This is a genomic window from Actinomadura chokoriensis (assembly GCF_039529475.1).
GTDB lineage: Bacteria > Actinomycetota > Actinomycetes > Streptosporangiales > Streptosporangiaceae > Spirillospora > Spirillospora bangladeshensis.
Map to the genome: position 1 here is coordinate 24,914 of NZ_BAAAMW010000006.1, position 14,057 is coordinate 38,970.

A 14,057-nucleotide genomic window follows, 5' to 3' on the forward strand; every position below is an offset into this window, starting at 1 on the left:
TGAGACATGCCGATTCTCTTCACACAGCAGACACGGCCGGATCCGCGGCCGTCGCAGGAGCGGGACATCGCCACGGTCACGTGGACGTCCGGCTCCGGCACCGAGACGATCCTGTCGGACTGGCGCGAGGGCTGCACGCTCGGCGCCGGCGCCAAGGGTCTGGGAATGCCGCAGTACCAGCTGTACCTGCGCGAGTCCGGTGCGCTGGACGGCGACGTCGTCACCGGCGTGCGGGCCAAGTCCCGGCAGATCTTCCTGCCGATCGTGGTGTACGGGGACGACCGCGCCGACGCGCTGGCCAAGCGGGCCCGCCTGGCGGACGCGTTCGACCCGCTGGAGGTCAACCGGGGCGGCGAGGGCGTCCTCAGCGTGGCGGAGCCCGGGGCGGAACCGCGCCGCATCCGCGCCTACTACGTCGAGGGCATGGAGGGCGCCGAGGGGCGCGACGAGGCCGGGTGGAACTGGGCCCGGTTCGGGATCACGCTGCACGCCGCCGAGCCGTACTGGCAGGGGCCGGAGATCACCCGCGGCTGGGGCGCCGGGATCACGGCCGATCCCGTGTTCCCGCTCGGCGTGCCGCCGGCCTACCCGCTGCGCGCCAGGAACGTGCAGACCATCGGCGCCAGTGTGAGCGTGGTGTGCCCGGGCGACGCCCGCTCGTACCCGCGCTGGACGATCACCGGCCCGGCGGCGTCCGGTGTCCGGCTCGTCAACCGGGGCCTCGGCGCCGAGTGGCGGCTGGAGCGGCCGCTGGAGGCCGGTGATGTGGTCGTGGTCGACTGCCATCCACGGCGGCGCACCGCGACCCTGGGCGGGACCAACCTGTGGCCGGACCTCGCGCCCGGTTCGCAGCTGTGGCCCCTGGTCCCCGGCGCCAACGAGGTGGACATGCTCCTCGGCGACGTCGGCGAGGCCACGCGGGTCGAGCTGAGCTTCGTCCCGCTCTACAAGACCGCCTACGCGGTGCGGGCGGGACGGTCGTGATCACCGGCGAATGGCAGGTGCTCGTCCGGGACGCCGACCGCCGGGTCATCGGCGAGGTCACCGGCGAGAACGAGCTGGAGGTGATCGACCGGCATCTCGCCGTCGGGGGCTGGAAGGTCACCGTCGACGCGGCCTCTCATGACGCGGCGCTGCTGCGCGAAGGCGCGGGCATCGTGTTCCTGCGGGACGGCGAGATCGCCTTCTCCGGCCCGACCCGGCAGGTCGAGCGGGCGCAGAGCGCCGACGACGGCGGTGTCGGCACCCTGACCGCGTCGGGTGCGTGCGACAAGGCGTGGCTGAGCCGGCTGGTGTGGCCCGTCCCCGGCACGGCGATCCCGGAGACCGGCACGACGTTCCCCGTGGAGACCTACGACCTGGCCGCCGCGCCCGCCGAGACCGTGCTGCGCACGCTGGTCGACAAGCACGCCGGCCCCGGCGCCGCCGCGGCGCGGCGGGTTCCCGGCCTGACATTGGCCGCGGACGGGGCGCGCGGCACCGCGGTGTCGGTGTCCTCGCGGTTCGGCGTCCTGCTCGACACCCTGGTCGAACTCGGGGCGCGCGGCGGCGTCGGCTTCGACGTGCTGCAGAGACCCGGCGGCGCGTTGGAGTTCGCGGTCTACCCGGAGCGCGACCAGCGGGCGGCCGCGCGGTTCTCCATCGAACTGGGCAACCTGCGGTCCTACCAGTACACGCTGACGCCGCCCGAGGCCACGTTCGTCATCGTGGCGGACGACAAGGAGAAGACGGCCCGCACGTTCTACGGCTTCGACCAGCCCGACGCGGGCTGGCCGGGGCTCCGGGCCGAGGAGTTCCTGGACGGCTCCGACCTCGGCACCGCCGACCCGGTCGGGGCGGCGCGGACGCAGGCGCGGACCCGGCTGGCCGAGGCCGCCGGGCACGCCGCGGTCACCTTCGAGCCCATCGACACCGAGGCCGTCGTGCTGGGCCGCGACTACCGCAAGGGCGACCGGGTGAGCCTGGAGATCGACGGCGTCCAGGTCGACGACGTGGTCCGCGAGATCCGCTACATCCGGACGCCCGGCGACGGCCAGGTGGTCGTTCCGGTGGTCGGCGCCGACGAGCAGCGACCGCACATCTACGAGCAGCTGACCCGGCTGCGACGCAGGATCCACAGCAGAGAGACGAGGCGATAGACATGGCCGAGAAGTCGGGAGTCTTCGCGGGCAACCCCATCGCGACCGAGGTCGAGCTGGCCCGGCTGTTCCAGGGCTTCCAGCTGGACGGGGTGCGCGGCAATCCGAGCGACGACGCGTGCCGGGTCGTCCCGGAGGGCGGGCTCAACGTCAAGGTGCGGCCCGGGTACGGGCATGTGGCCGGCTACTGGTACGAGTCGTCCGGGGACGGCGAGGTCCGCGCCATCGCGCCCAACGCCGCGGGGCAGCCGCGCGTCGACCTGGTGGTGCTGCGCGCCGACCCGGAGGCCGACTCGGTGACGGCGGCGGTCCGCGAGGGCACGCCGAAGGCGTCGCCGGTGGCGCCCGATCCGGTGCGGCAGCAGGGCGGCGTCTGGGAGCTGCCGCTGGCCCGGGTGTGGGTGTCGGCCGGCGCCGCGTCCATCGGCGCGGACCAGATCGAGGACGCCCGGGAGTTCGCCGGGACCACGGTCGCGCCGAGCTACTCCTACAACCGGCCGGACAAGCCGGCGATGGGGCAGCTCATCTACGAGTCGGACAGCGGGCGCTGGTTGGGCTGCACCGGCGGCCTGTCGTGGCGGACGGTGGCCGAGGACACCGGGTGGATCAACCTGCCGCTGTCGTGGCCGACCGTCTGGGAGGTCACCTGGGCACTGAAGGGGCGCCGGGTCAACGGGATCTGCTACATCCGCGGCGCGCTGCGCCGGGTCAACTCCGTCTACGGCAAGGCGGACCGGGACGGGACGCTGCTGACGGTGCTGCCCAAGGCGCTGCGGCCGGTCGAGCGGCACTCGCCGGCCATGGTCTGCGACAGCGGCAGCCGCGGCGGCTACGTCGTTCCCGGACGCATGGACGTGCGTCCCGACAACGGCGAGGTGCGGCTGATGCACGTCAGCGCGGACGTTCCGATCGGCCACTACGCCTACCTGTCGACGAGCTGGGTGGGCGCATGAGCACGGGGACGGCCCGCGAGGCGGCGATGAGGGAGATGGACGTGGACGACTGCGCGGAAGGGACGGTGGTCTGAGTGACCCGGCACGCGTTCGGCGGCGGGATCGCCGACTACGTCCTGAAGTACGAGGCGGACGGGGTGCTGCAACTGGCGGCGAACGCCCAGGTGACCTTCTGGAACGCGGCGACCGAGGGCGCCCAGCTCACCGACCTGCTGGACACGACCGGCCAGCCCATCCTGGACGGGGTGGTGACGGCCGACGGCAACGGCGCCATTCCGCCCTTCGGGCAGGGACCCGAGGGGGTCCGGGCCATGTGGGCGTCCGCCGCGGCGGACGGGCAGGGCCCGCGGCGCCTGATGCTGGCCTCCGACTCGGCGGACGAGCTCGGCGACATCCAGGGGCGGCTCCTGCAGATCGAGGAGAAGCTCGCGGGCGTCGGCGCGATCACGGTTGCGCCGACCGCGCCCGCCGCGCCCGCGATCGGCGACGTGTGGATCGACACCTCGCCGCCGGCGGGCAGCGAGCCGCTGGCCTTCCGGGCCGCGAGCGGGGTGGCCGGGACCTACGGGCCGAACCTGAGCTGCGCGCTCCCGAACGGGCTGGCCGCGGGCGACTACCTGGTCTCCATCATCGTGATCAACTCCGACGTGGGGCAGACGGTGGCCGCCGTCCCGGCCGGCTGGACCGAACTGGTGGCCCCGGTGCTGACCGGCGGCGACACCCGCGTCGCGGTCTACGGCACGGTGTACGCCACGGGCCAGCCGGCCCCCGCCTGGACGTTCACCGCAGACGCCAAGGCGACCGCCGCGCTGGCCGGCTACGCCAACGCCGACCCGCAGGTGCAGATCGGGGCCGTCTACGAGCGCCCCGGGAGTTCCGCGCAGATCGAGGCGCCGTCCATCACCACGGCGGATCCGGACATGCTCATCGTCTGCGCCTTCGGCGAGAAGAGTTCGGCGGCGACCTCGATCACCGAGCCGGAGGGCACGGAGCTGCGGATCGCCCAGCTCGGGTTCAACACCAACGCCGTCCCGTCGGCGCTGCTGTGCGACTTCGCGCAGCCCGTGCCCGGTGCGACGGGGACCCGGATCGCCACCTACAACGCCATGTCCAACAACGGGCTCGGGGTGCAGATCGGGCTCCGGCCCAGGAGCGCGTGATGGCGTCGCTGACCTACGGGTGGGTGGGCGGCACCACGGCCGCCTCGGCCCGCTTCACCGTGTGCACCGCGGGCGCGGCGCAGGTGCGGGTCGCGGTGTCGGCCACACCGGACATGGCCGGCGCCGTCCGCTCGACGCCGCAGGCGCCCGACGGACGCGGCCTGTCGAAGCACGAGGTGGCCGGGCTGTCCGCCGCCACCGCCTACCACTGGGCGGTGGAGGCGGACGGCGCCGCGCTGCCCGACACCGGCCGTTTCCGGACGCTGCCGATGCCGGGGACGCGGGCCGACTTCGGCTTCTGCTTCGGCGGTGACCGGACGCAGCATTCCGACCATGTCGTGTACGACCGGATCCGCGGCATGGACCCGCTGCAGTTCCTGTTCCTCGGGGACCTGCACTACGACGACGCCGACACCGCCGACCAGTCCGCGTACGACCTGCGGCACCGGACGGCGCTGTCGACGCCCCGCTACGGCCGGCTCATCCGCGAGGTGGCCACCGTCCACACGTGGGACAACCACGACTTCACCGGGAACGGCGGCTGGTCGGGGTCGCTGGGCGCGCAGGCGGTGCGGCGGTCGCTGCTGGACCACGGGACGTTCTACCCGCCCGCCGGGGACCAGCTCTACTACACGTGGGTGGTGGGACGCTGCCGGTTCATCATGCTCGACACCCGCGGCGGCCGCACCCGGCCGACGGACCCGGACGGGGCGGGCAAGTCGCTGCTCGGCCGGGCCCAGAAGCAGTGGTACCTGGACCTGCTGCGCAAGGCGCCCGAACCGGTGCTCTTCGTGGCGGAGTCGTTCCCGCACCGCGGCGGCACCGCGGACCGGTGGCTGGACTACCGGTCCGAGTTCAACGAGATCAACGCCTTCGTCAACGCCAACGGGCTCGGCGCGAAGATGGTCCTGATGAGCGCGGACATGCACGCCGTCGCCGCCGACGACGGGCGCAGCTCCAAGATCGGCGCGATGGAGCTGGTCGCCGCCCCGCTCGACCAGACCAGCAACGGGGGCGGCGGCACCTGGCAGATCGGGCCGATCGCCCCGGCCGCCGGGGCCGGGCAGTTCGGGCACGTCCAGGTCACCGACGCGGGCGGCACGATCACCGTGACGTTCACGGGATACGACCACGACGGCACCGTCCTGGCGACCCTGGCCAAGGAGTTCCCCGTCGCCGACCAGCGGCCGCTGCCCCGCACGACCCTGCGGGCGCGGACCGACGACCGGTGGTTCGACGCCCCGGTCCGGGCCGGCACGGAGTCCCCTGGCGGGACGGAGCTGACGGCCGCGCGCCCCTGGGTCTGGCAGGGCGAGGGCTGGAGCTGAGAGAAGGAGACACGCACATGCTCGTCGCAACGCCCCCGCCCCCACCACCGCCGACCCCGGACGGACGGGACCGCGAGGCGCGCCGAACCGAAGACCCGCCCCCCGCCCCCGCCCGTCCGGAGTCGCCGTGAGCGGCGAGGGGCCGGGCGTGGTCATCACCACCCGGGACATCTACGACAAGGTCGTCGAGGTCGGCGGCAAGGTCGACGGCATGCTCGCCGCGCACGAGCGCATCCGCGAGCAGGTCCTCGACCACGAGGAGCGGCTGCGCGCCGCCGAGCGCTGGCGCTACGCGCTGCCGGCCTCGGTGCTGCTCGGCGTGCTGTCGGCCACGTCCGCCCTCCTGGCGACGCTGCTGTAGGCGCCGCCCCGCATCCGTGAGCCCCCGCCCACGACGGGCGGGGGCTCGCCCGTTCTCCGGCCGGGTTCGTCCCGGCCGCCGCACCCCCAGAGGAGTCGTCATGCTCGACAGTGTCATCCGGACGCTCGTCCCGCTGATCGCGGGCCTGCTGCTGACCCAGGCCGCCAAGCTCGGCCTGGACGTCCCCGAAGGCACGGCCACCGAGGCGGTCACCGTGCTGGTCACCGCCGTCTACTACGTCCTCGGCCGGCTCGCCGAAGCGCGGCTGCCCCGCCTCGGCCGGGCGCTGCTGTCGCTCGGCCTGACCTCCCGCACCCCGAGCTACGACCGGCCGGGCGGTGCGTCGTGAAGCTCGTCTCCCGCGAGGGGTGGGGCGCCCGCGCGTCCCGCGGCTCGACCCGGCTGTCCTCGACCCGCGGCGTGAAGGTGCACTACACCGGCTCGCGGGTCGACCCGCGGCTGGCCACCGACCATGCGCGCTGCGACGACGCGGTGCGCGGCATCCAGCGCTCCCACATGGACGGCAACGGCTGGAACGACATCGGCTACAGCATGGTGTGCTGCCCGCACGGCTACGTGTACGTCGGCCGGGGGCCGCACCGGCTGCCGGCCGCCAACGGCGCCGGCCTCAACTCGGGGCACTACGCCGTGCTGGGCCTGGTGGGGAGCAGCGGCCTGACGGAGCCGACCGACGCGATGCTGGACGGCATCCGCGACGCGATCGACTACCTGCGGCGCGAGGGCGGCGCCGGCAAGGAGATCAAGGGGCACCGGGACGGGTACGCGACCGACTGCCCCGGCAAGGCGCTGTACGCGTGGGTGCGTGAGGGCGCCCCCCGTCCCGGGGGCGGGTCCTCCGCCCCGGCGCCGTCGCGGTCGGTGGGGAGGGTGCCTGCGTGGCCTGGACGCCTGCTCACCCAGCCGCCGGTCATGCGCGGCGGCGACGTGCGGACATGGCAGGCCCGTATGCGCGAGCGCGGCTGGCGCATCGCGGCGGACGGCGCCTACGGGCCGGAGTCGGAGTCGGTCTGCCGCGCGTTCCAGGCCGAGAAGGGCCTGGCCGCGGACGGCGTCGTGGGCCCGCTGACCTGGCGGGCGGCCTGGGAGGCTCCGGTCACCTGAGCCGGCGGGAGGCCCCGGTCGGGCGGGGCCTCCCGGTGGCCGTCAGGCGGTGGGGGCGGGGTGGGGGATGGACTTGTGCTCCAGGTAGGCGTGCAGGCCCTCGGGGCCCAGTTCGCGGCCCATGCCGCTGTTCTTGTAGCCGCCGAACGGGGTGTTCGGGTCGAGGGTGTACATGTTGACGCCGCAGCTGCCGGTGCGGATGCGGCGGGCCACGTCGACGCCGTGGTCGACGTCGGACGTCCAGACCGAGCCGCCGAGGCCGTAGTCGCTGTCGTTGGCGATCTTGACGGCGTCGGCCTCGTCCTCGTAGGGGATGAGGACGAGGACGGGGCCGAAGATCTCCTCGCGGGCGATGCGCATGTCGTTGCCGACGTCGCCGAACACGGTCGGGGCGACGTACCAGCCGCGGTCGTGCGGGCGGTTCAGGCCGCCGGTGATCAGCTTGGCGCCCTCGTCCTGGCCGATCCGGATGTAGTTCTCCACGCGCTCCTGCTGCCGCTTGGCGACGAGCGGGCCGATCTCGGTGGCGTAGTCGGCGGGGTCGCCGACGGTGAGGCCGCCGACCATGGTCGCGAGGGCGTCGGCGACCTCGTCGTAGCGGCGGCGGGACGCGAGGATGCGGGTCTGCGCGGCGCACGCCTCGCCGTTGTTCATCAGCGAGGCCAGCTTGAAGCCCTCGATGGTGGACGGGAGGTCCGCGTCGTCCAGGATGATCGCGGCCGACTTGCCGCCGAGCTCCAGGGTGCAGCGCTTCAGCTGCTCGCCGCACACCGCGCCGATCTTGCGGCCGGCGGCGGTGGAGCCGGTGAACGACACCTTGTCGACGTCCGGGTGGGCGACCAGGTAGGCGCCGACCTCGCGCCCCGCCGGGACGAAGTTGACGACGCCGTCCGGGATCCCCGCCTCCTTGATCCACTCGGCGAGCAGGTAGGTGTCGAGCGGCGTCTCGGGGGACGGCTTGGCCACCACCGTGCAGCCCGCGATCAGCGCGGGCGCGAGCTTCAGCATCAGCGTGAACTGCGGGACGTTCCACGGGACGATCGCCGCGACGACCCCGACGGGCTCCTGGGTGACCGTGACCGGGCCCAGCATGCCCTGCCGCTCCTCCTCCCACGTGTAGGTGGCGGCGAGGTCCACGTAGTACTGCAGGACCATCTGCGGGATGGCGGCCTGCCCGAACACCGAGAACATGATGGGCGACCCCATCTGGGCGGTGCAGAGGTCGGCCATCTCCTGCTGCCGCTCGGCGTAGATCGCCGACAGCCGGCCGACGACCTCCGCGCGCTCGGCGGGCGTCATCCGGGGCCAGGGGCCCTCGTCGAACGCGCGCCGCGCCGCCGCGACGGCGGCGTCGATGTCGCCCTCGGTGCCCTCGGGCACCCGCCCGATGACCTCCTCGGTATGCGGGGAGATGACCTCGATCGTGCCGGTACCGGCCGGGGCGGCCCACTCGCCGCCGATGAACAGCCGATCGTGCTCGCGCATGCTGCTGTGCCTCCCTGCCCGGACGGGGCGAGTTCGGGTAACCGAATGCTTGCTTGGTCACAGCATCGCACGGGGTCCCGGGGCGTTGGCAAGAGGAATGAGACTCGGGTCTCATCTCTCTTGCCGCGTCCTACAGGAGGTGGGCGTTGGGGGTGCGGGCCCGGGACGCCAGGTCCGGGACCTCCCGGAGTTCGATTCCGGCGGCGGCCAGCCTCTCCGCGCCGGTGCCCGCGGCGAACAGGACCGGCTCGCGCCAGGCGAACACCACGCGGCGCAGGCCCGCGGCGATGATCAGCTCGGCGCAGGGGCGCGGGCGCGACGCGCGGTGCCCGCACGGTTCCAGGGACGTGTAGATCGTCGCGCCGGCGAGGTCCCCGGCGGCCTTGCCGAGGGCCGCCTCCTCGGCGTGGTCGTGCGGGTCCTCCTCGCGGGAGAAGCCGCGCGCGATCTCCCGGCCGTCCGCCCCGACGACCACGGCGCCGACGGAGAACGCCGTCTCGGACGGCGGGCACAGTTTCGCCAGGTCGCAGGCCAGCTCCAGCCAGGCGCGGTCATCCACGCGAGGCTCCGACGCGGTAGCGGAGCAGGGCGAGGTCGCCGATGCGGGTGGCGTCCTCCAGCCGCATCGGGCGGTCCGGCGACTGCGGGAAGACGCCCGAGCGCACGAAGCGCGGCGCCGACGGGTCGCCGATGAAGAACGGCGCGACGACGAGCTGCAGCTCGTCGACCAGGCCGGCGGTCAGGAAGAGCGTGTGCACGCCGCCGCCCCCCTCGACCATCAGCCGGCGGACGCCCCGCGCCGCGAGGTCGCGCAGGACGGTCGGGAGGTCGAGCGGGTCGCCCGCGTCCACCACCTCGGCCAGGCCGTCCAGGCGCGGGGCCAGGTCCGCCGCCGTGGACGACGGGGCGTAGACGAGCTTCGGCGCCTCGCCCGTCGTGAAGAAGCGGGCCGCCGGATCCAGGTCGCCGCTCCAGGTCAGCGTCACCTTGGCCAGGTCCGCGGGCAGCCCCCGCGCCACGCGCTGCTCCCGGCGCGCGGCGGAGCGGATCAGCAGCTTCGGGTCGTCGGCCCGCACGGTCCCGGCGCCGACGAGGATCGCGTCGCAGCCGGCGCGCACCGCGTCGACGCGGTCGAAGTCCGCCGCGCTGGACAGCCGCAGGCGCTCCGGCCCCGCGTCGTCGATATAGCCGTCGGCGGACATCGCGCAGCTCAGCAGCACGTAGGGACGATCACTCACGCCGCAACACTACGGGAGCCGCCGCGATGCGGTGTTCGAAGATCCTTTGGGACGCCTCGGCGTTTCTGCGCGGGATGTGTCGGACGGGGTGCCTATGGTTGCTGCGACATGCGAATCCTGCACACCTCCGACTGGCATCTCGGCAGATCCTTCCACCGCGAGGACCTGCTGGCCGCGCAGGCCGCGTTCGTCGACCACCTGGTCGAGACCGTCGCCGCGGAGCAGGTCGAGTGCGTGCTCGTCTCGGGCGACGTCTACGACCGCGCGCTGCCCGCCGTGGACGCCGTCAAGCTGTGCAACGAGGCCCTGGAGCGGCTGGCCGAGCGCGCCCGGGTGGTGCTCATCGCGGGCAACCACGACTCGGCGCGCCGGCTCGGGTTCGGCTCCGCGCTGATGGACAAGGCGGGCGTGCACGTCCGCACCGACTTCGCCGCCGTCGGCGATCCGGTCGTCGTCGGCGGCACCGCGTTCTACGGCATCCCGTACCTGGAGCCCGAGCTCGTCCGCCAGCCCTGGGATCTGGACGAGCGGAGCCACGCCGCCGCGCTCGCCGAGGCCATGCGCCGCGTCCGCGACGACGCCGCGGCGCGCAAGGAGCGCTCGGTCGTGCTGGCGCACGCGTTCGTGACCGGCGGCGAGTCCAGCGAGAGTGAACGCGACATCTCGGTCGGCGGGTCGTCGCAGGTGTCGGCGTCGGTGTTCGACGGGGTCGACTACGCGGCGCTCGGCCACCTGCACGGCCGCTGGCGCATCACCGACCGCGTCCGGTACTCGGGGTCGCCGCTCGCCTACTCGTTCTCCGAGGAGAGGCACGTCAAGGGGTCGTGGCTGATCGACCTCGCGGCGGACGGCGGCGTCGCGGGCGAGTTCGTGGAGGCGCCCGTCCCGCGCCGCCTCGGCCGGCTGCGCGGCCGCCTCGACGACCTGCTCGCCGACCCGGCCTACGACGAGTTCGAGGGCCGCTGGCTCCAGGTGACGCTGACCGACGCGCGCCGCCCGTCCGCCGCGATGGAGCGGCTCCGCCGCCGCTTCCCGCACACGCTCGTCCTCGGCTTCGACCCCGAGGGCGGCGCGGCGGGCGGCACCCGCACCTGGTCCGACCGCGTCCGCGAGCGCTCCCCGCTGGACGTCGCGGGCGACTTCGTCGCGGAGGTGACCGACGGCCCCGCGACCGCCGAGGAGCGCGCCCTGCTCCACGAGGCGTTCGAGTCCTGCCGGCGGAAGGAGGCGCTCGCGTGAGGCTGCACCGGCTGGAGGTCGCGGCGTTCGGGCCGTTCTCCGGCACCGAGGCGGTCGACTTCGACACGCTGTCGGACGCCGGGCTCTTCCTCATCCAGGGCCGGACGGGCGCCGGCAAGACGAGCATCCTCGACGCGGTGTGCTTCGCCCTCTACGGGCAGGTGCCCGGCGTGCGCAACGCGGTGAAGGGCCTGCGCAGCGACCACGCCCCGCCCGGCGCCGGGCCGAGGGTGGTCCTGGAGACGACGATCCGGGGCCGCCGGCTGCGGATCACGCGGTCGCCCGCGTGGGAGCGGCCGAAGCTGCGCGGGACCGGGACGACGACCGAGCACGCCAAGGTCGTCCTGGAGGAGTTCGAGCACGGTGAGTGGACCGGGCTCACCACCCGGCTGGACGAGGCCGGCGACCTGGTGTCGCGCATGCTCGGCATGAACGCCGTCCAGTTCTGCCAGGTGGCGCTGCTGCCGCAGGGCGAGTTCGCCGGGTTCCTGCGCGCCGGCGCGGACGAGCGCCGCAAGGTGCTGGAGCGGCTCTTCGCGGCCGAGGTGTTCACGCACGTCGAGAAGTGGCTGGCCGACCGGCGCGCCGCGACCGGGCGGGAGGCCGCCGAGCTCGGCGCGGCCGCGGCGTCGATCGCCGACCGGATCGCCGAGGCGACCGGCGCGGAGTCGCCGCGCGGGGAGCGCCCGGCCGTCCCGCAGCCGCGCCGCGGGGAGCCGGCCGTGGAGCCGTTCGCCGAGGTCGAGGCGCTGCCCGCGTGGGCGGCGGAGCTGGCCGCCGGGCACGCGGACGTCCGCGCGGCCGTCGAGGAGCTGCGCGCGGACGTCGCGGAGACACTGCGCACGGCCCGCGCGGCCCTTGAGGAGGGGAAGGCGCTCGCCGCGCGGCGGCAGAGCCACGCCGACGCCGTCGCGAGACGCGACGCCCTCGCCGAGCACGCGGAGGAGAAGTCGCGCATGGCGTCGCGGCTCGACGCCGCGGCCCGCGCCGACCGGGTCGTCCCGCTGGTGAAGGACGTCCGGGACCGGCACGGCCGGGCGGTGCAGGCGCGCCGCTGGGCCGAGGAGACCCGGGCCCGGGTCGCGGCGCTGCTGCCGCCGAAGGCGCCGGAGGACGTCCTCGGCAAGGCCGAACGCGACCGCCGCGACGAGGCCGCCGCGCTGGAGGGCGCGCGCGCCGCGGCCGCCCGGCTCCGCGACGTCGAGCGGCGGCGGGAGGCGCTGGCCGCCGAGCTGCGCCGCCTGGAGCCGCAGGAGGCGCGGGCCGCCGCGGCGCTGGAGGAGCTCCCCGGCATCGTGGCCGCCCGCCGGGCCGAGGTGGACGAGGCCAGGCTCGCGGCGGCGGGCCGCGCCGGGGCCGAGGCCGCCGTCCAGGACGTCCGGCGCAGGCTCGACGCCGCGCACCGCCGCGACCGGGTCGAGAGCCTGCTCGCCGCCGCCGAGGAGGCGCAGCGCGCCGCGATCGACGCCGCGCAGGAGGCCCGCGACCGCGCCCAGGAGCTCCGGCAGACGCGCCTGGACGGCATGGCCGCCGTCCTCGCGGCGGAACTCGCGGACGGCGAGCCGTGCCGGGTCTGCGGCTCCACCGAGCATCCCGCGCCCGTCGACGCGCTCGCCGTCGTCCCGACCGAGGACGAGATCGACCGCGCCCAGGCCGCCTACGAGCGGGCGCAGGAGCGGCGGGAGAAGCAGACCGGCGAGGTGGAGTCCCGGCGCTCCGAGCGCGACCAGCTGACGGAAGCGGCCGGCGAGGCGCCCGCCGACGTCCTCGCGGCGGAACTCGCCGAAGCCGAGCAGGCCCTTGAGGCCGCCGTGGCGCGGGCCGCGGAGGCCGAGCGGCTGGAGGCCGTGCTCCACCGGCACGAGCAGGACCTCGACCAGGCGCGGGACGAGCACGACCGGGTCACGCGGCTGCTCACCGAGAACCGCACGCAGGGCAGGGAGTTGGCCGCCGAGCAGGCGCGCCTCGCCGCCGACCTCGACAAGGCGCGCGGCGACGACCCGACCCTGGAGGAGCGCATCGCCCGCCTCACCCGCGAGGCCGACGCGCTGGGCGAGGCCGTCGAGGCGTCGCGCGCCTCGGGCCGCGCCGACGAGGAGCTGGCCGCCGCGCGCGCGAAGGCGAGGCAGGAGGCCGAGGAGCAGGGGTTCGGGACGCCCGACGAGGTCCTCGAAGCCGCGATGCCCGACGAGGACCAGGGCGTCCTGCGCGACCGGATCCGGCAGTGGGACGACCAGGAGGCCCAGGTCCGCGCCCTGCTCAAGGACCCGGCGCTCATCGAGGCCGCCGCCGCGCCCGCCCCCGACCTGCCCGCCCTCGAAGCGGCCGTGCGAGCGGCGGAGGCGGCGCACACCGAGGCGGCGAGCGCCGCCGACCGCGCCGGGTACCGCTGCGACCGGCTCGCCGAGCTGCGCGGACGGCTCACCGAGGCCGTCGGGAAATGGCGGCCCGCCGCCGAACACCACGAGGTCGCCGAGCGGCTCGCCGGCCTCGCGTCCGGCAAGCACCCCGCGAACCGGCACGCCATGTCGCTGTCGGCGTACGTCCTCGCCGCGCGCCTCGAACAGGTCGTCGCGGCCGCGAACGAGCGCCTGTCGCGCATGTCCGGCGGCCGCTACGCGCTCGTCCACACCACGGAGAAGGCGGCCGGCGACCGCACGAAGGGCGCCGGCGGCCTCGGCCTCCGCGTCGCCGACGCCTGGACGGGCCTGACGCGCGACCCCGTCACCCTCTCGGGCGGCGAGTCGTTCATCACGTCGCTGTCCCTGGCGCTCGGCCTCGCCGACGTCGTCACCGCCGAGGCGGGCGGTACCGAGATCGGCACGCTGTTCGTCGACGAGGGCTTCGGCACGCTCGACGAGGAGACGCTCGACGAGGTCATGGACGTCCTCGACGGCCTGCGCGACGGCGGCCGGGCGGTCGGCATCGTCAGCCACGTCGCGGAACTGCGCGCCCGCATCCCCGCGCAGCTCCGCGTCACCAAGGACCGCACCGGCTCCACCGCGACGATCGTCACCTGACCGGCCGGCGGCC

The 14,057-nt window shown here is 74.9% G+C and carries 13 protein-coding genes; 10 read left to right on the forward strand and 3 right to left on the reverse strand.

Annotated features, from left to right (window positions below; all coding sequences use genetic code 11):
* The first annotated feature begins 6 nt into the window (after positions 1-6).
* The 8 genes from ABFX46_RS15395 to ABFX46_RS15430 all read left to right on the forward strand — a co-directional run bounded on the left by ABFX46_RS15395 (position 7) and on the right by ABFX46_RS15430 (position 7,062).
* The gene (locus ABFX46_RS15395) at positions 7-984 is read left to right on the forward strand and encodes a phage distal tail protein (protein ID WP_346042768.1); all 978 of its coding nucleotides are present in this window, start codon (positions 7-9) and stop codon (positions 982-984) included.
* Positions 981-2,138, forward strand: coding sequence for a siphovirus ReqiPepy6 Gp37-like family protein (locus ABFX46_RS15400; RefSeq protein ID WP_346042769.1), 1,158 nt, complete (start codon positions 981-983; stop codon positions 2,136-2,138). Before ABFX46_RS15395 ends, ABFX46_RS15400 begins: the two co-directional genes overlap by 4 nt.
* Positions 2,139-2,140: 2 nt before the next feature.
* Positions 2,141-3,091 (forward strand): hypothetical protein, encoded by a 951-nt coding sequence (locus ABFX46_RS15405; RefSeq protein WP_346042770.1) that lies wholly within the window; start codon positions 2,141-2,143, stop codon positions 3,089-3,091.
* Between the two features lie 74 nt (positions 3,092-3,165).
* Positions 3,166-4,251: a hypothetical protein gene (locus ABFX46_RS15410; RefSeq protein WP_346042771.1), complete on the forward strand. Its 1,086-nt coding sequence runs from the start codon at positions 3,166-3,168 to the stop codon at positions 4,249-4,251.
* Positions 4,251-5,579 carry an alkaline phosphatase D family protein gene (locus ABFX46_RS15415; RefSeq protein WP_346042773.1) on the forward strand — a complete coding sequence of 443 codons (1,329 nt, stop codon included), beginning with the start codon at positions 4,251-4,253 and terminating at the stop codon, positions 5,577-5,579. The genes ABFX46_RS15410 and ABFX46_RS15415 overlap by 1 nt, the downstream gene beginning before the upstream one ends.
* Positions 5,580-5,706: 127 nt before the next feature.
* The gene (locus ABFX46_RS15420; protein WP_346042775.1) at positions 5,707-5,940 is read left to right on the forward strand and encodes a hypothetical protein; all 234 of its coding nucleotides are present in this window, start codon (positions 5,707-5,709) and stop codon (positions 5,938-5,940) included.
* 100 nt (positions 5,941-6,040) lie between these two features.
* Positions 6,041-6,289, forward strand: coding sequence for a hypothetical protein (locus ABFX46_RS15425; protein ID WP_346042777.1), 249 nt, complete (start codon positions 6,041-6,043; stop codon positions 6,287-6,289).
* Entirely contained in the window at positions 6,286-7,062 is a 777-nt protein-coding gene (locus ABFX46_RS15430; RefSeq protein ID WP_346042779.1) for a peptidoglycan recognition protein family protein, read from the forward strand. The genes ABFX46_RS15425 and ABFX46_RS15430 overlap by 4 nt, the downstream gene beginning before the upstream one ends.
* 42 nt (positions 7,063-7,104) lie before the next feature.
* Here the strand turns inward: ABFX46_RS15430 and ABFX46_RS15435 are convergent, their stop codons facing one another.
* The 3 genes from ABFX46_RS15435 to ABFX46_RS15445 form a co-directional block, all read right to left on the reverse strand.
* A complete protein-coding gene (locus ABFX46_RS15435; protein ID WP_346042780.1) occupies positions 7,105-8,547 on the reverse strand; it encodes an aldehyde dehydrogenase in 1,443 nt (480 codons plus the stop codon).
* A gap of 130 nt (positions 8,548-8,677) precedes the next feature.
* Positions 8,678-9,106 (reverse strand): deaminase, encoded by a 429-nt coding sequence (locus ABFX46_RS15440; RefSeq protein ID WP_346042782.1) that lies wholly within the window; start codon positions 9,104-9,106, stop codon positions 8,678-8,680.
* Complete coding sequence (locus tag ABFX46_RS15445; protein WP_346042783.1) at positions 9,099-9,785, reverse strand: RibD family protein; 687 nt, start codon at positions 9,783-9,785, stop codon at positions 9,099-9,101. Before ABFX46_RS15445 ends, ABFX46_RS15440 begins: the two co-directional genes overlap by 8 nt.
* A gap of 108 nt (positions 9,786-9,893) precedes the next feature.
* On the opposite strand from ABFX46_RS15445, the gene ABFX46_RS15450 reads away from it, so the two are divergent.
* Positions 9,894-11,024: an exonuclease SbcCD subunit D gene (locus ABFX46_RS15450; RefSeq protein ID WP_346042785.1), complete on the forward strand. Its 1,131-nt coding sequence runs from the start codon at positions 9,894-9,896 to the stop codon at positions 11,022-11,024.
* Entirely contained in the window at positions 11,021-14,044 is a 3,024-nt protein-coding gene (locus ABFX46_RS15455) for an AAA family ATPase (RefSeq protein ID WP_346042787.1), read from the forward strand. Before ABFX46_RS15450 ends, ABFX46_RS15455 begins: the two co-directional genes overlap by 4 nt.
* The last annotated feature ends 13 nt before the right edge of the window (positions 14,045-14,057 follow it).

Excerpts from the sequence above, each read along its gene's own strand:
- ABFX46_RS15395 (WP_346042768.1), top strand. The coding sequence starts at position 7 with ATGCCGATTCTCTTCACACAGCAGACACGGCCGGATCCGCGGCCGTCG.
- ABFX46_RS15415 (WP_346042773.1), top strand. The coding sequence starts at position 4,251 with ATGGCGTCGCTGACCTACGGGTGGGTGGGCGGCACCACGGCCGCCTCG.
- ABFX46_RS15450 (WP_346042785.1), top strand. The coding sequence starts at position 9,894 with ATGCGAATCCTGCACACCTCCGACTGGCATCTCGGCAGATCCTTCCAC.
- ABFX46_RS15425 (WP_346042777.1), top strand. The coding sequence starts at position 6,041 with ATGCTCGACAGTGTCATCCGGACGCTCGTCCCGCTGATCGCGGGCCTG.
- ABFX46_RS15435 (WP_346042780.1), bottom strand. The coding sequence starts at position 8,547 with ATGCGCGAGCACGATCGGCTGTTCATCGGCGGCGAGTGGGCCGCCCCG.
- ABFX46_RS15405 (WP_346042770.1), top strand. The coding sequence starts at position 2,141 with ATGGCCGAGAAGTCGGGAGTCTTCGCGGGCAACCCCATCGCGACCGAG.